17 protein-coding genes are annotated in these 20,460 nt (G+C 63.7%); 7 read left to right on the top strand and 10 right to left on the bottom strand.

The window, feature by feature from the left end; all coding sequences use genetic code 11:
* Positions 1-102: 102 nt before the first annotated feature.
* Positions 103-1,863, bottom strand: a complete 1,761-nt coding sequence (locus QA635_RS05680; protein WP_283067672.1) for a chloride channel protein — start codon at positions 1,861-1,863, stop codon at positions 103-105.
* A gap of 191 nt (positions 1,864-2,054) precedes the next feature.
* Here QA635_RS05680 and QA635_RS05675 point away from each other — a divergent pair, with 191 nt between their 5' ends.
* The gene (locus QA635_RS05675) at positions 2,055-2,612 is read left to right on the top strand and encodes an HNH endonuclease (protein WP_016845270.1); all 558 of its coding nucleotides are present in this window, start codon (positions 2,055-2,057) and stop codon (positions 2,610-2,612) included.
* Between the two features lie 58 nt (positions 2,613-2,670).
* On the opposite strand, the gene QA635_RS05670 is transcribed toward QA635_RS05675, so the two are convergent.
* The 4 genes from QA635_RS05670 to QA635_RS05655 all read right to left on the bottom strand — a co-directional run bounded on the left by QA635_RS05670 (position 2,671) and on the right by QA635_RS05655 (position 3,584).
* Positions 2,671-2,883 carry a hypothetical protein gene (locus QA635_RS05670; RefSeq protein WP_028333636.1) on the bottom strand — a complete coding sequence of 71 codons (213 nt, stop codon included), beginning with the start codon at positions 2,881-2,883 and terminating at the stop codon, positions 2,671-2,673.
* Positions 2,884-2,912: 29 nt separating this feature from the next.
* Positions 2,913-3,068 (bottom strand): hypothetical protein, encoded by a 156-nt coding sequence (locus tag QA635_RS05665; RefSeq protein WP_283067668.1) that lies wholly within the window; start codon positions 3,066-3,068, stop codon positions 2,913-2,915.
* A gap of 77 nt (positions 3,069-3,145) precedes the next feature.
* Positions 3,146-3,373 (bottom strand): DUF6894 family protein, encoded by a 228-nt coding sequence (locus tag QA635_RS05660; RefSeq protein ID WP_092080482.1) that lies wholly within the window; start codon positions 3,371-3,373, stop codon positions 3,146-3,148.
* A 16-nt stretch (positions 3,374-3,389) separates the two neighbouring features.
* Entirely contained in the window at positions 3,390-3,584 is a 195-nt protein-coding gene (locus tag QA635_RS05655; protein ID WP_283067664.1) for a hypothetical protein, read from the bottom strand.
* Positions 3,585-3,795: 211 nt separating this feature from the next.
* Here QA635_RS05655 and QA635_RS05650 point away from each other — a divergent pair, with 211 nt between their 5' ends.
* From QA635_RS05650 to QA635_RS05635, 4 genes are read left to right on the top strand one after another with little or no spacing between them, the layout of a single operon-like run.
* The gene (locus QA635_RS05650; protein ID WP_253606605.1) at positions 3,796-4,284 is read left to right on the top strand and encodes a MarR family winged helix-turn-helix transcriptional regulator; all 489 of its coding nucleotides are present in this window, start codon (positions 3,796-3,798) and stop codon (positions 4,282-4,284) included.
* Positions 4,285-4,286: 2 nt separating this feature from the next.
* Positions 4,287-6,338, top strand: a complete 2,052-nt coding sequence (locus QA635_RS05645) for an FUSC family protein (protein WP_283067659.1) — start codon at positions 4,287-4,289, stop codon at positions 6,336-6,338.
* Positions 6,335-6,541 (top strand): DUF1656 domain-containing protein, encoded by a 207-nt coding sequence (locus tag QA635_RS05640; RefSeq protein ID WP_092080457.1) that lies wholly within the window; start codon positions 6,335-6,337, stop codon positions 6,539-6,541. Before QA635_RS05645 ends, QA635_RS05640 begins: the two co-directional genes overlap by 4 nt.
* Positions 6,538-7,404 (top strand): efflux RND transporter periplasmic adaptor subunit, encoded by an 867-nt coding sequence (locus QA635_RS05635; RefSeq protein ID WP_076827398.1) that lies wholly within the window; start codon positions 6,538-6,540, stop codon positions 7,402-7,404. The genes QA635_RS05640 and QA635_RS05635 overlap by 4 nt, the downstream gene beginning before the upstream one ends.
* A gap of 53 nt (positions 7,405-7,457) precedes the next feature.
* Here QA635_RS05635 and QA635_RS05630 read toward each other — a convergent pair whose 3' ends face one another.
* Positions 7,458-8,321, bottom strand: coding sequence for a tetratricopeptide repeat protein (locus QA635_RS05630; RefSeq protein WP_283067655.1), 864 nt, complete (start codon positions 8,319-8,321; stop codon positions 7,458-7,460).
* Positions 8,322-8,359: 38 nt separating this feature from the next.
* Positions 8,360-8,998: a FecR family protein gene (locus tag QA635_RS05625; RefSeq protein ID WP_425249135.1), complete on the bottom strand. Its 639-nt coding sequence runs from the start codon at positions 8,996-8,998 to the stop codon at positions 8,360-8,362.
* Positions 8,999-9,634: 636 nt separating this feature from the next.
* Here QA635_RS05625 and QA635_RS05620 point away from each other — a divergent pair.
* Entirely contained in the window at positions 9,635-13,948 is a 4,314-nt protein-coding gene (locus QA635_RS05620; RefSeq protein ID WP_283067651.1) for a DUF5801 repeats-in-toxin domain-containing protein, read from the top strand.
* An 88-nt stretch (positions 13,949-14,036) separates the two neighbouring features.
* On the opposite strand, the gene QA635_RS05615 is transcribed toward QA635_RS05620, so the two are convergent.
* Positions 14,037-15,806, bottom strand: a complete 1,770-nt coding sequence (locus tag QA635_RS05615; protein ID WP_283067649.1) for an alkaline phosphatase family protein — start codon at positions 15,804-15,806, stop codon at positions 14,037-14,039.
* 306 nt (positions 15,807-16,112) lie between these two features.
* Here QA635_RS05615 and QA635_RS05610 point away from each other — a divergent pair, with 306 nt between their 5' ends.
* Positions 16,113-17,543, top strand: a complete 1,431-nt coding sequence (locus tag QA635_RS05610) for a cytochrome c peroxidase (RefSeq protein WP_283067647.1) — start codon at positions 16,113-16,115, stop codon at positions 17,541-17,543.
* 12 nt (positions 17,544-17,555) lie between these two features.
* Here QA635_RS05610 and QA635_RS05605 read toward each other — a convergent pair whose 3' ends face one another.
* The gene (locus tag QA635_RS05605; protein ID WP_283067645.1) at positions 17,556-18,410 is read right to left on the bottom strand and encodes a hypothetical protein; all 855 of its coding nucleotides are present in this window, start codon (positions 18,408-18,410) and stop codon (positions 17,556-17,558) included.
* Positions 18,361-20,412, bottom strand: coding sequence for an alkaline phosphatase family protein (locus QA635_RS05600; protein ID WP_410469796.1), 2,052 nt, complete (start codon positions 20,410-20,412; stop codon positions 18,361-18,363). Before QA635_RS05600 ends, QA635_RS05605 begins: the two co-directional genes overlap by 50 nt.
* Positions 20,413-20,460 lie beyond the last annotated feature (48 nt).

The following is a 20,460-nucleotide window of genomic DNA, read 5'->3' as shown; positions in this document are numbered from 1 at the left end:
GCGTCTCGAAGGGTCGACGGCCCCCGGCTGGTGGCCGTGCATCCTTCGAGACGCCGCTTCGCGGCTCCTCAGGATGACGGGTCGAAAAGCGTTCCCGCGCAATCAAATCTCGCCGATCACCTCGCGGCGGCGCTGCTCGGATTCTTCCGCGTAGCGCCGCATGGCGTGCGCTTCGGTGAGCAGGCCGATCGGCCGGCGGTCGCCGTCGCCTTCGACCACGGCGAGCGATTCCGCTTCGGCCGCGTCGAACACCGCGATCGCCTCCTGCACGTTCATGCCGGGATGCAGCACCACATCGGCGTAGCGCAGAATCGCGGCAAGCCCCTTGTCGGCCTCGAGATCGGGCGCATGCGCTTCGGCGACCAGCGCGAGCCCGGCGTAATGCCCCTCGCCGTCGACCGCGACGACCTGGGTCTTCGAGCCCGGGGGGAATTCCTCGCGGAACGCCTCGATCGGCATCGCGGCGTTCACCGTCGTCATGTCCTGCCGCATCATCTTGCCGACCGTGAGATCGCGAATCCAGCCGATATCGGCGGCGCTGCGGATGGTCTCGCCGCGCAGATGCAATCGCCAGGTCGCGAACGAATAGCCGAACAGCTCGCGCGTGATCGTGGTCGAGATGATGACCGCGACCAGCACCGCGGTGGTGAGCCAGAGGTTGCCGGTGGATTCCAGCGCGATGAACGACATCGTGAGCGGGCCGCCGATCACCGAGGCCGACAGCGCGCTCATGCCGATCACCGCATAGGCGTTGGGGTCGAGGTTCAGCCCCGGCCACACGATGTCGACGCCGGCGGCGAACAGCCGGCCGCCGAGCGCGCCCATGAACAGCGTGGCGAAGAACAATCCGCCGCGAAAGCCGGAGCCAAGCGAGATGATCGAGGCAACCGCCTTCAGCGCGAACACGCCGGCGATGAAGGCAAGCGGCATCGCCACGATGCCCGCGAAGCGCAGCGCGCCATGGCCCGACGACATCACCTGCGGCGTCAATAGCGCCATCGCGCCGACCGCAAGCCCGCCGAGCGCCGGCCGCAGCGGCGGCCAGAGCCGGCTCTTGGTCAGCAGCGCCTCGCACAGCGTCACCCCGCGCATGATCGCAATGCCGGTCAGGGCTGCGACCATGCCGAGCAGCGCGGCAATCGCAAGATCCCGGCCGAGCACATCGCCCACGGTTCCGACGCCGACGCCGAGCGGCAGCGGCTCGAAGGCATGAGCGACGAAGTAGCCGGTCACCGCCGCCACGCCGACCGGGGTCAGGCTGGCCGGCGTATAGCCGCCGATCACAAGCTCGAAAGCGTAGAACGCACCCGCAAGCGGCGCGCTGAAGGCGCCGGCGATCGCCGCCGCCGCACCGCAGCCCACCATGATTCGCTGGTCGTTGCGGCGGAGGTGAAAGCCGCGCCCGAGCGAGGCGGCGAGGCCGCTGGAGAGCTGGGTGTAGCCGGCCTCGAGCCCGACCGAGCCGCCGACGCCGCTCGACCAGATCGTCTGCAGCGCCACGATCACGCTGCCGCGGAACGACATCCGCCCGCCATAAAGCGCGTTGGCCTCGATCGGGTCGATTTCGCGGGCCGGCCGGACCCGGAGCAACAGAAGGAACGCAAATCCAAGCAGCAGGCCGCCGATCGTGGGAACCACGAGCGCGCGCACGGGATCGATGCTGGGCTGGCTCGACAACCGGTCGCCGAGCGGCAGATTGAACAGCACCGAATGCAGCACCGTGACGAGGCCGCTCATGACCGCCACCACGAGGCCGCCAATGGCGCCGATCAGCACCGCCAGCACCACAAGGCTCGTCTCGTGCGCGCGCACGAACGCGCGCAACCGGCGCGGCGCCTCGAGATAGCTTGAGGTCGTGGTCATCGGCAGGGTCCGTCACTGGCCGACAGGGCCTTGCGGCTCCCTTTACGGGCCTCGCGGGCGGGAGGCAATCGGGGCAGGAACATGGCAGGGCGCGGCGGATAAGCCGCTCATTGCTCTTCACAATCCCGTCACGCTGCCTGTAGTATGTGAGTGCATGCTGCTTCGCAGCTAATGGGAGTCAGGAGCGTTATTTGAACGCACATGTCTCGCAAGGCGGTTGGCCGGTGCTGGTCTTGAATGCGGACTTCCGGCCGCTGAGTTATTACCCGCTGTCGCTCTGGTCCTGGCAGGACGCGATCAAGGCGGTGTTCCTCGATCGTGTCAACATCGTCGAATATTACGACCGGGCGGTACGAAGTCCTTCCTTCGAAATCCAGCTGCCGAGCGTCGTATCCCTCAAGTCCTTCGTCAAGCCGACCACCCACCCCGCCTTCACCCGGTTCAACGTTTTCCTGCGCGACCGATTCAGCTGCCAGTATTGCCTGTCGGGCGACGATCTCACCTTCGATCACATCATTCCGCGCAGCAAGGGTGGCCAGACCACCTGGGAAAACGTCGTCGCCGCCTGCTCGCCCTGCAATTTGCGCAAGGGCAATCTGACGCCGCAGCAGGCCAAGATGTTTCCGAAGCAGACGCCCTACGCCCCGACCGTGCATCAGCTGCATCGCAACGGCCGGCTGTTTCCGCCGAACTATCTGCACGAGAGCTGGCTCGATTATCTCTACTGGGATACTGAGCTCGATCCGTAGAGCGCGCTGGCGCGCGCCGTCCTTCCACCGAATGCAAGCCGTACGGCTGTGATTTGGATCAGGCGGGTCGCTTGGTGAGGGCTGCCTCGCCCTCCTCGCGTCCGGGAACGCTGACGTGGACCTCGTGCCCCATCCTGATCGCCAATGCTGCGGCGGCCGCCGCCGATTCGAATGCAGCTTCCTTGGTGGCGTATCCGCCGTTGAGATTGCCGTCGTGCAGGACGCCCCATTCCTCGCCGGCCGCAATCACCGCATATTGAGCCAATCCCATCGTCTCCTCCTTACGCTGGCGGCGCCGCGTCAGGTCTCGTTCCGCTTGTATCTGTCGCGGACGACATCCTCGCCGGCCTGCACCGCGCGCCTGCTGCGAAAATGGTGTTGAAGCACGCCGAAGATCAAAGCGGTCAGCAGCACGAGCGCTCCGATGCCGTAGATGATTTCAAGGCCCATATCCATTCGGTCTCTCCAAGCCTTGTTCTCAAAGCCTTGCTCTTAAAGCCTTGCTCTCTTGCCGCCCGCCGGGGCGGCATCGTTCATCCGCTCTTCGCGGCGCTGTCGATGCTTTCGCGGTGAATTTCGCGCGCGTCGCTGCCGATCACCGAGATGAAGTAGCCGCGTCCCAGATATTCCTGTCGCGTCTCGGCAAGGTCGATGGCGAGCCGCTTGGCGACGGCAATGGCTTCATCGCGGTCGGTAACCGGCTGACCGGTTGCATCGATCACACGCTCATCATTCACGATCGCGAAGTGAAAGGCGGACATTCACTATCTCCGCGCATCAATGCGTGTTCGATTCATGCCACTTTTCCAGGTCCGGCTTCTCGTCTCCGGAGCGCTTCGCGTCTCCTGAGCGCTTCGCATCCCCAGAGCGCTGCTCCTTCTCCGGGTTTCCCTTCCACGGCTTGTCGGTTTGCGCGTGGGAACCCCAGTCGCTCGAGCGTCCGGAATCCTGCGTTACAGGCTTTCTGTTCATGACAATCTCCTCAAGGACAGAAGCATCTGTATCCCGATGTGTTCCTAACCCGCCGCGCTCAAGGTCCGCCCGCAACCGAGCATAACCAGCGCATCGAGGTCGATCCGCAGCAGTATTGACGCTTCCTCACGCAGGATCGCATTCGCGTGATCGTCCGCGATGTTCGCAGTATATCATTGCATCCTAATAGTTCGCATCCTATCTAATTTGCATGCCGCCTTCGCAGCCCCATATCCACGCCGAGATCGGCCGCCTGGTGACCAGGCTGGCCCGGATCTGGCGCCGCGAGTCGGATCAGGCCTTGTCCGACCACGGACTGTCCTACGCGACGGCGATTCCGCTGCTGGTGTTGTCGCGCCAGGGAGAGAACGTCCGGCAAGGCGTGCTGGCCGATGAACTGGGGATCGAAGGGCCTTCACTGGTGCGGCTGATCGATCTGCTGCAGTCCGAAGGCCTGGTCGAGCGTCGCGAGGACCCGACCGACCGGCGCGCCAAGACGCTGCATCTCACCGCGGCCGGCGGAGCCAAGGTCGAGGAGATCAACCGGGTGCTGCGTCGCGTACGGGCCAGCCTGCTGAAGGATATCGGCAGCGCGGAACTTGCGGTAACCTTCGAGACGCTGCAGCTCATCGAGCAGCGGGCGAGCCGCCTGCAGGACGCCAGGACTGCGCCAGCCAGGACTGCTCCAGAGGCGAAATAGTCATGCGCGCGGAAGAGCCGTTCCTGGTCCGCCACGCGGATCTCATCTTCGCGTTGAAGACGTTCGCGGCGTCGATGCTGGCGCTTGTCATCGCCCTGGCGATCGATCTGCCGCGTCCCTATTGGGCGATGGCGACGGTCTACATCACCTCGCAGCCGCTGGCCGGCGCGACCAGCTCGAAGGCGTTCTTCCGCGTGATCGGTACGCTGGTCGGCGCGAGCGTCACGGTCGCCATGGTGCCGAACCTCGTCAACGCGCCGGAGCTGCTGTGCCTCGCGATCGCGCTCTGGGTCGGACTCTGCCTTTATCTGTCGCTGCTCGACGGCACGCCGCGCAGCTATGTCTTCATGCTGGGCGGATATACCGTCGCACTGATCGGCTTTCCGTCGGTGGCCGAGCCGGGCAGCATCTTCGATGTAGCGCTGGCACGGGTCGAGGAGATCTCGCTCGGCATCATCTGTGCGAGCCTGGTGTCGACGGTGGTGTTTCCCCGCAGCGTCGCGCCGGCGGTCGGCGGCCGCATCAGGAGCTGGCTGTCGGATGCGCGCCGTCTGTCACGCGACGTGCTGCTTGACCGTGGGACCGGCGAGACGCGCCGGGCCCAACGTCACCGTCTTGCAACCGACATCGTCGAGATCGATACGCTGGCGACCCATGTCGCCTATGACCGGCTGGCCGACGCCGGCACCGTGCGTGGCCTCGGCGAGGTCCGGCTGCGCATGCTGATGCTGTTGCCGATCATCACGTCGATCGAAGACCGGCTTGCCGCACTTGGCGAAGCGGCGCCGCAACGGCAACCTGAGCTGCAACGCCTGATCGGCGATATCGGCGCATGGATCGTGGACGAGGACCGCCAGCGGCAATCCGGCGAGCAGATCCGCGCCGCGATCGCCGAGCGGCAATCTGCGCTCGACGGCATCGCGCCGCGGGAACGCATCATCACGATCAGCCTGCTGCTCCGGCTGCGCGAGCTTGTCGATATCTCGGCCGACTGCCGCGCGCTGGGCGATGCGATCGCCGCGGGCCGGGATATCTCCAGCGTCCCGCTGGCGTTCCACCCGGAGTCGGGGGCCGCACCGGTCCGTCATCGCGACCACGGCATGGCGCTGTGGTCGGCCGCGGGCGCAACGGTCGCCATCCTGATCTGCTGCGGCCTGTGGATTGCGACCGGCTGGGCCGATGGCGCCTCGGCGCCGATGATGGCGGCGGTCGCCTGCTCGTTCTTCGCCGCGCAGGACGAGCCAGCGCGCAGCATCCGGGCCTTCGGCCTGTTTTCACTGGTCGCGATCGTCATCGTCGCGATCTATCAGTTCGCGCTGGTGCCGGGCATCTCCCATGTCGAGGTCCTGATCGCGGCGCTGGCGCCGACCTTCCTCCTATACGGCTTTTTGATCGCACGGCCCAAAACCGCGCCGATCGGGATGGCGCTCGCCGCCAACACCGCGACGCTGCTCGCGCTGCAATCGACCTACAGCGCGGATTTCGCCAGTTTCGCCAACACGTCGGTCGCCTTCTTCCTCGGTGTTGTCATCGCGGAGATCGTGACGCGGATCGCGCGCGGCGTCGGCGCCGAATGGATCGCCAAGCGGCTGATGACGTCGAGCTGGCAGACGCTCGCGGTCGCGGCCGAGCGGCGCGGCCACGGCGATCGCGCGCAGTTTGCCGGCCTGATGCTGCATCGGCTCGGCCTGTTGGTCCAGCGCATCGCCTTCATCTCTGAGAGCGACCGCCGCGATGCTGACAGCTTGGTCCAGCTCCGCATCGGGCTCAACATCATCGACCTCAGGCGGGCGCGCTACGGCCTCGCCGCAGTGACCGTGCGTGCCATCGACGATATGCTGGACGACCTCGCGGCGGCGTTCCGCGCCCGTGCGGACCAGGCAATGCCGGCCGAACTGGTGTCATGCATCGATACGGCGCTGACCGCGGTCGTCAAGGACCCCAATGAGCGCGCCCGGGACGATGCATTGCTCGGCCTCGTCGGCATCCGCCGCTGCCTGTTTCCGGATGCACCCGCGTATCGATCGCAGCCCGAGGAGAGTTTCGCCGCATGAGATATGAGCTCGACATTTACGGCGTGCTCGTTCCGGCGCTGCTGCTGTGGCTCATCGTTGCCTATGCGCTGAGCGCCGTGGCGAGCCGGATCATGCAGCGCTTCGGGTTCTACCGGCTGGTCTGGCATCGCGCGCTGTTCAATTTCGCCCTGTACGTATGCCTGCTGGGCGTCGTGGTTTATCTTTCGGAGTTTCTGCCATGAAAGCGAATTTCGCCTGGCTCGGCCGGGTTGCGCTGACCGCGGTCGCCGTCGTCGCCGCGCTCGCTGTCGCTCGCGCGCTCTGGGTCTACTATATGGAATCGCCATGGACCCGCGACGGCAGGGTCCGCGCCGACGTGATCCAGGTGGCCCCCGACGTCTCCGGCTTCGTCACCGACGTGCTGGTCAGGGACAATCAGCCGGTGCGTCGCGGCGACATCCTGTTCCGGATCGATCGCGCACGCTTTGCCCTGGCGCTGAAGCAGGCCGATGCTGCGGTCGCCGGCCATCGCGCGACGCTGGATCAGGCCGACGCCGACCTCAAGCGCTACAGCTCGCTGACCACCGATGCGGTGTCGCAGCAGAAGCAGGAGCAGGTTCTGGCGACGCAGCTGCAGGCCAAGGCGGCCTATGACCAGGCGGTCGCCGACCGCGCCGTCGCTCAGCTTAATCTGGATCGCAGCGAGGTGCACGCTTCGGTGAACGGCACCATCACCAATATGGACCTGCGGCCGGGCGCCTACGTCACCGCCGGCAAGGGCGTGATGGCGCTGGTCGACACCGACACGCTGCATGTGGAAGGCTATTTCGAGGAGACCAAGCTCGCGCGCATTCGCGTCGGCGACAAGGCGCAGATCCGGCTGATGGGCGAGCCGGTGCGGCTCACCGGACATGTCGAGAGCATTGCGGCCGGCATCGAGGATCGCGACCGCGCGGCCGGCGCGAGCCTGCTCGCAAACGTCAATCCGACCTTCAGCTGGGTTCGGCTCGCACAGCGCATCCCCGTGCGCATCGCGCTGGACCACCTGCCGGATCGCATCGCGCTGGTCGCCGGCCGTTCGGCGACGGTCGAGATCATGGACTAGCCGGCTGGCCGGGGCGCATCCGCGGCGATAGCATCAAGTCGTCGACCACTCGCCTATCGCACGCCGTAGCGTGTGAAATCGTCGCCGATGCTGCCCTGGATTGCCTTGGCCGCCGCCATGTCGGTATTGCCGCCAGCCTTGTCACCCTGCTTCACCTTCGCCAGGCCGCGGCCATAAAGTGCGCTTGCGAGCTTGGGATCGATGCGAAGTGCGGAGCTGTAGTCGGCGATCGCCGCGCCGAGCTCGCCGGTCTTCAGATAGATCAGGCCACGCGAGTCATACGTCGCGGCGTTGGCTGACACCGATTGAAGGGCCTTGTTGCAATCTTCCAGCGCCGCCTGCAATTCGCCGAGGATGGCCCGGCTCCAGCAGCGTCCGTTCCACACCCCGTCCAGCTTCGGCTCGAGGCGAATTGCCTCATCGTAGTCCTGCGCCGCGCGCGCATAATCGTTCTTCTTCAAATAGGCGCCGGCGCGGTTGGCGAAGGCCTCGCCGTAGTTCGGATTGAGCCTGATCGCCTGATCGAAGGCGTCGGTTGCGCGATCATATTCGCGCTTCCTGAGATAGGCCACGCCGCGGTTGTTGAACGGCTTGGTGTAGGTCGGATTGAGTTCGATCGATCGATCGAAATCCCGGATGGCGCCGTCGTAGTCTCCCTTGGCGGCGTAGGCGTTGCCACGGTTGTTGTAGGCGATCGCTAGGCCAGCCTGGGTCATGTCCTGCCCCGCATCGATCAGCGCCGTGCAGGCAGCAATGCGCGCATCGGCCGGCGTGCGATCGAGGCCGCTGCACAACCCGATCGTGCGGAGATAGCTATCCTTCTTCGGGTTCTGCGCGACCGCCGGCAACACTGGGAGCGTCGCAACGAGGAGCGATATCAGGCTGACAATTGCGCCGGCGCTTGCACGAAGTTTCATATCGGGCCTTGCTTTGCACGAAACTGGCTGCGCCTGGCCTAGCACCCTCGACAGATGTTGGGATTGAACTTGTGAAGGGTGTTTTGCTCAGGTTGCTGCGGCGTTCGAGTCCCGACCTTCCTGACCTTGCTCTTGCCCTCTTCAACGAGCGTGGCGAACCTCACCGTTCCATCGTCCGATATCTCGATGCGTGGCGTGGTGCCTCGAATGCCCATCGTTGCGACAGGGGTGTCGATCTTCATGTCGCCGGTCTTCGCAATGTTGCCGGCAACGAAGGTGAACGTCCCGTTGGTCAGTTTGAGCAAGGTCGAGTTCGACTTACCGTTCGGGTCGTACACGAACTCGGTCATCGCCATCTTGGCGTTGCTCGACAGATTGAACGAAGTGCCGTCGGAGAAATTGATCCCGACGCGTCCGTCAGCTCCAGTTTGCACCACGTCGCCCAGATACACGGGGTCGCCGACCTGCGCCTGAGGCAGTTTGCCGGGCAGCCCTGCCTGAACGACGACTGCATTCGGATGCTCGATCGTGACCGAACCGGTGGCGGCTACGACCCTTCCGATGAATTTCAATTGGATATTGTCCGGTTCGGTTTGCGCCTGCACCTGGCCGGGCGTGAGCGTTGCGATGGCCAGGACGAAGCTTGCAAGCAATTGAACAATCAAATGGATGCGCACGATCCCCTCCACGAGAAGATCTTGTCGTGTCGTGGCTCGATGGTGATCGGGACCACCGGGCCGAGACCGCAGGACCTTGAGTGCCAAACGAGTTGTCGCAGACAGGCCTAAATGCCTGACGCAGTTCGACTAAAAATTAATAAGTGGACAATTTGCATGGTAATCATACTATTAATTTTGCGGGGCTGCACGCGCGATAAAGGACAGCTGTTCTGTCCTTTTCGTAAGGCTTCCCCGCAGTATTGGAATTCCATTTTACTGCCGAATTTGGTTTCAATCAGGACGTTTCAGCGGACAAGCCTATGGCTGACGGCGCGGGGTTTTTCGCCGCGTGGCCGAACCAAGCCAAAATAAAAAAACTGCGGCGCCACTTTCCGCTCGAACTGCCTAACAGGCAAAAAGCCAATGTCAGTTGCGTCCGGCGTAGAGTTCGGGGACGCGTGCATGGCCGTTTTGGGCCAGCCGCCCCGCGTAGTTGGCACTGTTCGGACGGCGATCGGCTGCGGCACGATCGCGCGTGCCCGCGGCATACCAATTCAGATCGTAGCTGGCGATCCCGTTCGCCAGGGTGACGTCATCGAGATCGGAGCCGGCGGGCGGATCGAAATCCGCCTGGTCGATGGCAGGGTGCTCAATTTGCCGGCCGGCACCCGGCTGGAGTTGGACATCGCGCAGGACCCCGGCGGAGGCTTGCGGCCGGGCCTGTTCGCGAAAACCAGAAGCCTCTTCCGCCTCATCGGCAGCCGGCTCGCAGGGTCTGGCGTCCTGACGGCGGACACACCGGTTGGCACCATCCGCGCCAGCGGCCTCGGCATGCTGTCGTTGGCCGCCCTGACCTTCTCGCTGCTGGAGGACGCCCGGGCCGCGGAGCCGAACGTCACGCTCCTGGACGACGACAACATCAAATACAAGGACCTCCACCACGGCGTGTTCGAACTCGTCACCAAGGAGGCGATCCCTCGTCACATCATCGTCGAGGATCCCGAAGAGACGATCATCCTGAGCAGAAGAGGCTCCTCCGTCGGCGTGAACCATGCCACGAATTCCCCTTCGCACATGGAGGAATTGCGGGACGCCCAACAGGAGACCCTCGCCTATTTCGAGAAAGGACCGGCATCGAAAGGGTCCGGCATGCCTGCTCTCGAAGGCGGCCAACTGCTGCTGCCGATCAATTTTATTCAGCAGTCCCCGCTGTCGCCGGTGCAAGATACGCTCGGGCCGCTACCGGTGGCGACCTTCGCGAAAAATGATCTCTTCAAGCTGCCGCCGGCTCCGCCGAAGCTGAACCTCGGAGCGGGGCCGACTGAAATCGATACGGTGATATTTGACGACTTCAATGCGGCGAGCGGGACCTTTTCCGCGAGCAGCATCAAGGGCGGCGCACTGAAATTCGGCATCAGCGGAGGCGCCGCAGGCGATACGGTGCTGGGACAGGCGACATACGACGTGTCGAGCGTCGGTACATTTGGCACGCTCTATCTCAACAGCGCCACCGGAAGCTACACCTTCGTTCCGAACAATACCGCAATCAACGCGCTGAAGGCCAACACGACCCAGAGCTTCGTGATCACGGTCTCGGACGGCGCGCTTTCGGCCAGCGAGAGCTTCGACATCAGCATCCTGGGCGCCGACGACGCCTCCATCATTTCCGGCACCAAGGCCGGCGCGGTGGTGGGTGCGGTCGGCGTCAGTCATGCCTCGCCCGGCCTGCTCATCGCAAACGGCACGCTCACCGACACCGATGTCGACGATCCCGCCAATACCTTCACCGCCGTGAACGCGCCGACGACAAGCGCAGGTGGCTACGGCTCATTCACGCTCACAACGGCCGGCGTGTGGACCTATACGCTCGACAACGCCAACAGCTCCGTGCAAGCCCTCCATGTCGGCAACACGCTGACCGACAGCTTCACGGTGACCACGATCGGCGGAACCCCGCAGACGGTGACACTCACCATCCACGGCCCTTTGATCGAGATCGGAACCGCGCCATCGCTGACATTGAGCGAGACCCATCTGACAGCGACGACGCTGGACGACAACATCGCCGGCTCGGCACCGGACGCCGCGCTGACGACGACATCAGGCGAGTTCTCGGCGGCATTCGTCACCGAACCGGGTCTGACGGTCAGCTACGCACTGACGATCACCGGCGGCAACGGTACGGCGTCGGGGCTGATCGATTCGCATACCGGCCTCGCTGACCTGCTGGTTCTGAACGGCAACACCATCGAAGGCCATGTCGGCACGGCAAGCGGGGCGCTCGCGTTCACCATCACGGTTGACCCGGCCACGGGCCGCGTGACCTTCGTCGAGCACCGCGCGGTCGAACAATCGTCGGGCACCAGCCCTGACAGCGGCGAAGGGATCGCGCTGGGGACCGGCCTCGTCAACCTGATCGCGACGGTCACGGAGAGCGACGGCCAGTACCAGGATCTAAGCATCGACCTCGGCAAGCAGCTGACAATCACGGACGATGGCCCGCGCATCGAGGCGGCGGGCACAGCCCCATCGCTGACGCTGAGTGAGACGCATCTGACGGCAACGGCGCTGGACGACCACATCGCCGGCTCGGCACCGGACGCGGCGCTGACGACGACTTCCGCCGATTTCTCGACGGCGTTCACTTCGGTGCAAGGCGCCGATGGCGCGACCATCCGCTACGCGCTGACGATCACTGGCGGCAACGGCACGGCGTCGGGGCTGATCGACTCGCATACCGGCCTCGCTGACCTGCTGGTTCTGAACGGCAACACGATCGAAGGCCGCGTCGGCGCGACCAACGGCACACTGGCCTTCACCATCACGCTCGATCCGGCCACGGGACGCGTGACCTTCACCGACTACCGGCCGGTGGAGCAACCGCTCGGCACCAGCCCGGACAGCGGCGAAGCCGTATCGCTGGCCGCGGGCATCGTGAGCCTAACTGCCACGATCACGGACAAGGACGGCGACTTCCAGAGCGCCGGCCTCGACCTCGGCAGCAGGCTGACCATCAGCGACGATGGCCCCTGCATCCGGGCCAATTGCACCGCTCCGTCGCTGACGCTGAGCGAGACGCACCTGACGGCAACGGCACTGGACGACCATGTCGCGGGCTCGGCACCGGACGCCGCGCTGACGAAAATTTCTGCCGATTTCTCGACAGCGTTCACCTCGCTCCAGGGCGCCGACGGCGCGACGACTCACTATGCACTGTCGATCAACGGAGGTGACTGCACCCCATCCGGTCTGATCGATTCGCATACCGGCTGCTCCGACGTGCTGGTTCTGAACGGCAACACCATCGAAGGCCATGTTGGCACAGCAAGTGGCGCGCTGGCATTCACCATCGCGGTTGATCCGGCCACGGGATGCGTCACCTTCACCGAATATCGCGCGGTGACGCATCCGGCCTGCGCCGGCCCTGACAGCGGCGAAGCCGTGTCGCTGACCGCCGGCGTCGTAAGCCTGGTTGCCACCATCACGGACAAGGACGGCGACTTCCAGAGCGCGTGCATCGACCTCGGCAAGCAACTGACGATCACGGACGATCACCCGACCATTTGCGGCTTCCCGGAGACCTTCGTCGCCGCTCAGGATCATCAGACTGCGACAGGTACCTACGATATCAATTTCGGCGCGGATGGCGATGCCGCGATGTTCGTTGCCGTCCACAACGGTCCGGTCGGCTGCACGGGATATGATCTGGCCACATCATGCCTGGGCAACGGCGTCACCGCGGTGCACGTCACCGGACATGGCGATGACTACAACTTCTACTATACGACCCATGAAGTGGGCGGCGGCGTCGAACTCGACGCGTATCTTACCGATTGCGGCGGCAGGTTGGACGATCCTTATTTCAAGTTGCTGATCAATCCGGATGGAACATTCTGCTTTGATCTCGAGCACGCCGGGCCGTCGAAGGACGTCACCGTCCATGGCTCCGATTTTGATGCCCCGATCTGCGGCACGCCGTCATTGACGGCTCCGGACGGACAACTGGTTATTACCGGGTCGGACTGCGCCGGCCAGCCGCTCGATGTCAAGGCATCGGACTGCGGTATTGCGGTCGGCGACAGTGGACTGCAGATGGACCCGGCCGAGCAGTTGAATCTCGCGTTCACCGAGAAGCAGTCGCAGGTCGGCTTCAATCTCACGGAATGGCAGGGCTACGGCACCGCCGATGTGATCCTCAAGGTTCTTGATGGCAGCGCCGACGTTCACGACTTCTGCATCGATGTTCCCAGGCCGCTCTGCGGCAGTGCCGGCTTCGTGGTGCAGGAGACATCGGATGCTTCGCTGATCGACACCTACACCTTTGATGCCACGACGACGACGTATACGCTTTACGTTGACAGGTCGTTCGATCAAGTCCAGGTCGACTACGATCGGGTGGAAGCCGGGTGTCCCACCTTCGCGATCAACAACATCAGCTATACCGAAAAGACGAGCATCAATGCGGATCTGCTGTTCGACGTGACGGCGGTCGATGCGGACGGCGATTCGGCCACGAGCAGCCTTCAGGTCGATATTCAGTGCCACACGGCGGGGATGGACACCTTCATATTCGCCGCCAGCCAGGACAGCCCCGCGCCGCCGGTCGGCGCCAGCGCTCCCGCACCCGATGTTAGTCCGATGTCAACGAGTAGCCACGAGGACGCGGCGTTGTCTCAGGCAATCTTGCCCTTTGTAGACGGCGGAACGTCGGGAACGACCGAGCAGTCCTTTCATTTCGCGGAGCCTTCGAGCCTTGAACAGCAGGGAGCTTCGTCCCCTCCACAATTCGATCAAAGCCTCGCGTGGTTCGGCCGCCAGGACGATTCCGCTGGATTCCAGCTGGCACAAGGAGTTGCAGCTGGTGGAACGCCGGCAGTTGGGCCGGTCCCGGAGCACCAAGCAGATTTCTTCCCGGACCATACGCCGGACGCCGTCATGACCCATCCGCTACACGATCTGATCATGTAGCGATCGCTTCGTGTACCGATCACTTGGGCGCATGGCCGGCACTCTGGCCCGCGTCAGACGTTGACGCGGGCCAGAACCGCTTCTCATGTCAGTGCCAGCCCTCGCCGGCCTTCAGCGCCGCCGAGAGGCTACGCACCGGACGGGTCACCAGCGGATCGAGTTCGAAGCGCTTTTCGAGCATCTTGAGGATCGACGTGGTGTCGAAGTCCTCATGCGCGACGCCCGACTTGTTGAACCGCTTGGCGATCAAGAGTGCCGGAATGCGGGTGCCCGGGCCCCACTGATCCGCAGCCTTGGCTTCGGCACCATGACGGTTGAACGGCGGCGGGGGAACGTGATCCCACTGCCCGCCGAACTCGTCATAGGTGATGACGATCAGCGTGTCCTTGCCATCCGGCCCCTCGACGATCGCCTTGACGAGATCGACGAGATGCTGGCTGCCTTCGGACTCGCTGGTGTAGCCCGGATGCTCGTTTTCCTCGCCGATCGGCTTGATGAAGCTGACCTGCTTCAGCCGGCCGGTCTTCGCCGCCTGGATGAACTCCGCCTCGTCCTTCAGGCGATCCTTGCGGGCCCGCGTTCCGGGAGCGTAGTTGGCGAAGTAGTTGAACGCCTGATGATGGTACTGGAAATCCACGTCCGGGCAGTTCGGGAACACCGCCGTCGAGACATGGTTCGGGTCGGTGCAGGTCGTGCCGTTGCCATTGGTCCAGCCCGAAGCGCCGACGTCGCCGTTGGCGTTCGACCAGCCGCCCGAATACCAGGCCCAATCGACGTGCTTTGCCGACAGCCGATCGCCGATGTTCGGCGTGTGCAGCGGCGGCAGGCGCTTGATGTCGGCGGTGCCCGGGGAATAGGGCTGATAGAACGGCTGCGTCGTGTTGACCGCGTAGTCGCCGCAGGCGAGGCCCGCCGGCAGGCCGGCCTGATTGCACTTCGCCGTCAGCTGCGCATCCTTCACGGTCGAGAGCGGCGTGTAGAGCGGCGTGCTGGTCGGCATGCCGTTGGCATCGACGATCGAGTGGAAGTCGTTAGCGCTGCCGTCATTCAGGGCACCGACGAACTGCGGCGCCGCGGCGGCGACCAGGAACTGGTGGTTGAGGAACGAACCGCCGAAGGCGCCCTGGAAGAAGCTGTCCGCGATGATGTAGTTCGGCGCGCCGTTGCCGTGGAGATAGGTGTAGATCGGCAGCTTTTTGGTGTCGTAATAGCCCATCACCAGACCGGCCGCGTCACTGCCGGTCATGTAGCGGTTCTGCCGGCCGCCGTTCAGCTGATACTGCTCGCTGTAGAAGCGGTGCACGATGTCCGCGGTGCAGCCGCCGGGCGCGCCGGTGCCGTTGAGGAAACCGTGGGCCGCGAAAGCGCCGAGCGGCTTCGGGCAGGTGGTGGCCGAGGTCGGAATGAATTCATTGATCTCGAACGGCTTGTTCTTGAAGGCGCTCAGGATCGCGACCGTGCCCGTATTGTCGGTGCAGCTGGTCGGTTGCGGCGACGGAGAAGTCAGGTTGACGTCGTTCTGCAGCAGACAAGCATAGACGGTCTGGTTGTCCTGCCGAACCTGCAGGGTGTGCGCCTGATCGGCATAGGATGTGCCGTTGATCCGGTCGCGGCCGACGTCGCCCCAGTGACCGTAGAGGTTATCGAAGCTGTGGTTCTCCTGATAGATGACGACGATGTGCTTGTACTGGTGCACGCCTTCATGGCCACGATCCCGCAGGTCGCGCAGCTCGTCCTTGATCTCGTGCTTGAACTCATCAACGATCTTTTCGACCAAATTCTCTGCGTTCGCTACCGGCGAGATGGCAACGGCGCCAACAACAACCGCGAGCGCCGGAATGGCTCCCCAAAGCCGCATAGTGCTCTCCTGATTTAGAAAGAAATAGAAATGGAGCTACACGCTATGCAAAACACATTTCGCTGGGATGACTGTTTTTCGACGCGCGCGCAAACGCGCGGAAAGATGCTCGCGCGCCAACAGACTTTCACCGTGTCAAAGGCAGACTGCGTTGCGCTTCGCTGATCGCGCGTCATCAAACCGCAATCAAAATTCGTCTATCCAGTCAGATGGTCATTGATCCTGCCGACAGGAAACTGTCACCTCCGTGACATCTTCCGACGCACGGCAGCGCATATGCATTTGTGACAGGGGCGTTTTCGCGCGATGGCTTGGGATATTCTGGCGTCCGGCTCCGGAAAACATCGTGCGACAGCCGCTGATCGCGGCGTCAGACCGGCACGGGTCGCGTGGCTGGCGCTCGTCGTTGCCCTGCTCCCGTTGCGCGCGACGGCGTTCCCGCTCGGCGGCGACCAGACCGTGCTGCCGGCCGGCACCGAATTTTCCGAGGAAGCGCTGGCGCGGCCGCGCGAACTCTTTCATTCCGAAGCCGTTGGCGGGCGAAAGTCCTATTTGGTCAATCTCGGCGATCTCGCGTTCAACTCGCCTTCCATCCTGGGTGGCAAGGCGCGTCAGGCCGAGATGAGCTGCGGCACCTGTCACGTCAACGGCGCATCGAACCCGAAACTGTTCGTTCCGGGCGCATCCTCCCGCCCCGGCACCTTCGATACGACCAGCCTTGTCTTCAACGCGAAGACGTTCAACAGCATCCTCGATCCGGTCAGGATTCCGAGCCTGCGCGGCGCCCGCTTCCTCGCCCCCTACGGACATGACGGCCGCATCACCTCGTTGCGCGACTTCGTCTATAACGTCATCGTCAATGAATTTTCCGGTCCGAAGCCGCGCGACGAGGTTCTCGACGGCCTCATCGCCTATATCAACGATATCGATTTCCTCCCCAATCCGAAGATTGCGCCCGGCGGCAGGCTTGCCACGCAGGCGAGCCTGGCCGAGCGTCGCGGCGAGGCGCTGTTCTTCAAGCCGTTCCCGAAGCAGGCCGAGCTGAGCTGCGCCGGTTGTCATGTTCCGGGTGGTACCTTCAACGACCAGATGCGCCACGACGTCGGATCCGGTGGACTGGTCAAGACCCCGACTTTGCTGAACGCCAACTTCAACGCCCCGTATTTCCACGATGGCCGCTACGACAGCTATGAACAGGTGGTCGATCATTTCGATCGTGTGTTCGACCTCGAACTGTCGACCCAGGACACCCAGGACCTCGTGGCCTATCTGAATGCGGTCGGCGACGGCGAACGCCCGTTCGACAAGGACGGCGTCATGCTCCGGATGAAAGAGGTCCTCGAGCTCTCGAGCGTCCTCGAGGTCGCGATCCCGGCTGCCGACACCGCGGTGGTGTCACTGGCCGTGACCGGGGTCGGGGCCGAACTGCGCGAACTGACCGAGCGCATCCCGGACATCAGGAACACCTCGATCGGTGGCAAGGACGAGCGGCTGGCGGCGCGCGCGATCCTGAAGGACCTCGTTCTCACCCTGCGCCGCATCGATCTCGACGTCGCCGCCGGCCGTATCGACGATGCGATGGCCGAATATCGCAACTTTGCGCAGCTGGTGCACTTCGACGTACCCGTCGCTCTCAAGAAGGCCGAACCCTGGTCGCTGTTCAACAGCAACGTGCATCAGTCGCACTACACCGCGCTCGGCCGGATCCTGCCGGTGACAAGCCAGCAGTCGCAATAACGGACAGCGTGCTCACTCCGAAGCCGGCGGCTCAACCCACACATCGCTCTGCTGTATCCGACGGATCAAGGCCTGCGGGTCGAACTTGCGCAAGCCTGCGGGGATTTCAAACGTTTGCGCCGGCTGCGGCTCGTCGCGGATGTGATCGGCAGCGATCACCGTCCCGTCCGCGGTCTTGATCCGTACCGGAAATCTGCGCGCGCGATCGATCCAGCCGACAAAGCTCAAACCGGACGGCGCGGCGATTCGAAAGACGTCGGTATCGTGCCCCGCGATCCTTTCCGCTCCACCGCGCTCGCAGTGCCACGTCGCGAGGTCAATCGGCGCGGACAGCTGCGCCATCGCCAGCCATTGCCGGCAGGGATCATCCGGATCGATCGGAATGAACATCCGGGTGAGCGGACTCGATTGCCGCGCGTCCATGTAAACCCGTGCCGCCGGACGGACGAAATAGGCTGCGGGCTTACCCGTATCGATCAGGAAGAAGCCGTCGGACAGCGTGCTTGTCTCGATCCGTGCTTTTCCGCCCGAGACCCGCAAGGCTCCCATGGCGGTTGCCGTGTCGTCCTTGTTCGCGACGAGGTCGGCGGAAAACTGCTGCGCCGTGGCCGGGATCGCCGCGCCGGCCAGGATGGCGACGGCAAGCAGGCTGGCCGCGACGCTGCTGCTGATCGCGCACGTCTTCTCGTCGCGTTTCATCGCGTGTCTCCGGTCGATCAGGTGGTGGGGACAGAACATGACGGCGCCGACCGAACCATTGGTTCGATCGGCGCCGGCCTCGGATGCAGTCAAGACCTCGCCGTGGGCGAGAGCTTGATCACTCGGTGTAGGACAACGTGACCGGCTTGCTGAAGTCGAACGCGTCAAACATGTCGGACAATGCCGGGCTGTTGGTCGGAACGTACTCGTTGTTCTTCGAGTAGGTCGGGTTCGGCAGGTTGTCGCGGCTGCGGTTCGTGAGCGGCTGGAGAGCCCAGTTGCGTTCGATGAACTTCAGCAGCGAAACGTGGTCGGCGTAGTTGTGGTTGACCTTGCCGCCCGTCGAATAGGGCGAAAGGATCAGGGTCGGAATGCGCGGTCCGTCGCCGAAGAAGTCGATGGACTGCTGGTAGCCGGAGTCCCAATAGCCGCCGGCCTCGTCCCAGGTGATGAAGACCGCGGTTTCAGCCTTCAGCTCCGGATTGTTGTCCAGCGAGTTGAGCACGTTCAGGACATAGGCCTCGAACAGATCAACCTTCGAGCTCTGCGGATGACCGTCGAGCAGGCCGTCCGGCTTACCGAACGACACCGCAGGCAGCGTGTTGTTCTGGATCGCCGTGATCAGATCGGCAGTGTCCTTCATGTGAGCCTGACGCACGGCCGGGTTAGCCATGATCGAGGTCGCATACTGGAACGGATTGCAGATCTGGCAGTAGGCAACGCCGAGCGCGTGCGCCGGATCGGCGACCGCAGCGGCGCTGAGGTTGGGGTTCGACGGATTGGCGGCAACCGCGGCGTTGGAAAGCGCCACGGCGTCGTTGAACGCGCCACCGTAGAACGCCCAGGAGACGTTCTTCTCCATGAGCGCATCGCCGATCGTGCGAACCGACGACGGCGGCACGTTGTTGCCACCCGACAGCGCGCCGTTCGGCAGATAGCCCGGGTTGACGTTGTTGAGCATGTAGTAGTGGTTGGGCTTGCAGTTCGGCTCCGCCGCGTACGGCAGATTGTTGAGGTAGGTGACGATCGGCTTGACGCCGGGCTGGAAGACATCAGAGCAATTGCTCCAATTGCCATCGACGGTGTAGCGGTTGACCGAACCCGCGACCGGATTCGGATTGGCGATCAGGTTGGCCGGCGGCGTCACCGGATTGCCCTTGCCGTCGCTCCAGAAGGCCGCGTCACCGGTACCGAGCATGAAGTGGTTCGCGCCGGTGCCGCCATGGAACGACTGGTGGAAGTTGTCGCTCAGGGTGAAGCGGTCGGCCAGCATCTTCAGGACCGGAGCCTGACCCTGCTGGGCGTTGTAGTAGCCCATCGAGTTGGCCATGCTCTTGTTGGATGCCGAATAGGTCGCCATCACGAACGGGAACAAATCGTTCAGGCAACCCGAATTGTTCTTCTTGGTGGCGTTGGCGGCGCTGCAGTCTTCCTGCTGCCAATCCTGGTAGAAGCGATGCGTCGAGTCGCCGGTGTAGTCGTCGTCGCTGATCTGCTCACCCTGCAGCTGGAACGGTCCGTTCAGACCGCCGGCGCCGGGAATGCGGGTATCCAGCACACCGGTCGGCAGGCCGCTGAAGCCGGTGGTGAGGATATCTAGATCGGCCGGGTCCATGTCCTTCTCGACGCTGGCTTCGGCGATCGTCTTGAACGGGGGCGCGGTGTCGCTCTGCGCGGTCGGCGTGCCGGCCGTGTTCGGCTGCGGCATCGGGTTGGTCGCGTTGTAGGGCGACTTCGCGATGGTCGGTGCGCCGATATAGTACAAGGGCTGGCCCGCGACCGAGGACTGCTGCGCCTGCGCAAAGTTCGGTCCCGGCGTTCCATCCTCGTTGACGATGCCCTTCGACAACAGGTTGGAGATGGTCTGCCCCTTGCCCTTCGGCTTATAGATACCGAAGGTGTGATCGAGGCCGCGGTTCTCACCGATCAGGATGATGACGTGCTTGATCGGCGACGCGGTCTTCACGCCGTGATCGCCGTCACCATGATGGCCATGGTTCTCATGATTCGCACGATCGCCCTCTTCGTGCGCCTGGTGATTGTGATGCGGACGCTTGTCCCAATCACTGCGACCGCCCGGATAGTGAGCGGCATATGCGGCTGTTGCGACGAGCACCGTTGACGCGATGCAGAGCGCGGTGCTGGTTCGCCAGTGCTTTTTGTAATTCAAACTCATTGTCGACCTCAGGGTGTTTGCGGTTAGCAACACACACTGCTT

This window comes from Bradyrhizobium brasilense (assembly GCF_029714345.1).
In the GTDB taxonomy this organism is placed as follows: Bacteria; Pseudomonadota; Alphaproteobacteria; order Rhizobiales; family Xanthobacteraceae; genus Bradyrhizobium; species Bradyrhizobium australafricanum.
This window is presented reverse-complemented; position numbering and strand designations above follow the sequence as displayed.

Bases quoted from the DNA above. Each gene is read 5' to 3' on its own strand.
- QA635_RS05655 (WP_283067664.1), bottom strand. From the start codon at position 3,584: ATGAACAGAAAGCCTGTAACGCAGGATTCCGGACGCTCGAGCGACTGG.
- QA635_RS05635 (WP_076827398.1), top strand. From the start codon at position 6,538: ATGAAAGCGAATTTCGCCTGGCTCGGCCGGGTTGCGCTGACCGCGGTC.
- QA635_RS05645 (WP_283067659.1), top strand. From the start codon at position 4,287: ATGCGCGCGGAAGAGCCGTTCCTGGTCCGCCACGCGGATCTCATCTTC.
- QA635_RS05630 (WP_283067655.1), bottom strand. From the start codon at position 8,321: ATGAAACTTCGTGCAAGCGCCGGCGCAATTGTCAGCCTGATATCGCTC.
- QA635_RS05640 (WP_092080457.1), top strand. From the start codon at position 6,335: ATGAGATATGAGCTCGACATTTACGGCGTGCTCGTTCCGGCGCTGCTG.
- QA635_RS05665 (WP_283067668.1), bottom strand. From the start codon at position 3,068: ATGGATATGGGCCTTGAAATCATCTACGGCATCGGAGCGCTCGTGCTG.
- QA635_RS05650 (WP_253606605.1), top strand. From the start codon at position 3,796: ATGCCGCCTTCGCAGCCCCATATCCACGCCGAGATCGGCCGCCTGGTG.
- QA635_RS05610 (WP_283067647.1), top strand. From the start codon at position 16,113: ATGGCTTGGGATATTCTGGCGTCCGGCTCCGGAAAACATCGTGCGACA.
- QA635_RS05670 (WP_028333636.1), bottom strand. From the start codon at position 2,883: ATGGGATTGGCTCAATATGCGGTGATTGCGGCCGGCGAGGAATGGGGC.
- QA635_RS05660 (WP_092080482.1), bottom strand. From the start codon at position 3,373: ATGTCCGCCTTTCACTTCGCGATCGTGAATGATGAGCGTGTGATCGAT.
- QA635_RS05680 (WP_283067672.1), bottom strand. From the start codon at position 1,863: ATGACCACGACCTCAAGCTATCTCGAGGCGCCGCGCCGGTTGCGCGCG.
- QA635_RS05615 (WP_283067649.1), bottom strand. From the start codon at position 15,806: ATGCGGCTTTGGGGAGCCATTCCGGCGCTCGCGGTTGTTGTTGGCGCC.